This window comes from Bartonella sp. AP58NXGY (genome assembly GCF_042195785.1).
Classification (GTDB): domain Bacteria; phylum Pseudomonadota; class Alphaproteobacteria; order Rhizobiales; family Rhizobiaceae; genus Bartonella.
The window spans coordinates 1-908 of sequence record NZ_JBHIOY010000150.1 but is presented as its reverse complement, the minus strand read 5'-3'; the positions used below and the strand labels follow the sequence as shown (position 1 = coordinate 908).

At 44.2% G+C, this 908-nt stretch carries 1 pseudogene; it reads left to right on the top strand.

The annotated features are described in order from the left end of the window. Nucleotides 1-908 (top strand): annotated as a pseudogene (locus ACFINC_RS10100) (hypothetical protein); the annotation flags it as partial.

Below are 908 nucleotides of genomic sequence, written 5' to 3'. Positions count from 1 at the left end.
GAATACAAAGAAGGCAGCTGGGTAGCTCCAAGCTTCACAGTTAATACAGTGAATACTGCTGGCGATAAGGTTGAAGAGAAGAGCTATGATAGTGTTGCAGCAGCTTTTGAAGGAGTAGGAAGTTCTTTCACGAATCTTCATAATGAAGTGACGAATGCCGTTACGGATATTAACAATCATATTAACAATGTTGTGAGTGATAGTCTTGTTAAGCAGGATGCTGAGAGCAAGGTGATCAAGATCGGTGCGGAAAAAGGTGGTACCAGCATTAACATTGCCAACAGTGGTGATGCCGCTCGGACCCTTACGGGCGTGAAAGCCGGATCGCTTACAGAAGCATCAACCGATGCCGTGAATGGCTCTCAGCTTTATTCGATGAATAATACGTTAGCGGGCTATTTAGGTGGTGGAGCTGAATATAAAGAAGGCAAATGGGCAGCTCCAAGCTTCAAGGTTCATACAGTAAGTTCTGATGGTAGCAAGGTTGAAGAGCAGAGCTATAACACAGTAGCGGAAGCGTTTGCTGGAGTAGGAAGTTCTTTCACGAATATTCATAATGAGCTTAAGAATGAGATTAACCAAGTTGTAGGAGACAGTCTTGTTAAGCAAGATGAGCAGACCCATGTTATTGCAGTTGGAGGTGAAAAGAGCGGAACTGAAGTTACGTTTGCGAATACTGATGGAGCGTCACGGAGCCTCACAGGTGTAAAAGCAGGAGCGCTCACCGAAACATCGACAGACGCAGTCAATGGTAGTCAGCTTTTTGCGACCAATCAGAATGTTACGACAGTAAGGAATGATCTTAAAACAGTTTCTGAGAATACTTCGAAGTACTTAGGAGGTGGAGCCGATGTATTAAAAGGTGTTGCACCGACTTATACGGTTCAGGATAAGAGTTATCAGAGTGT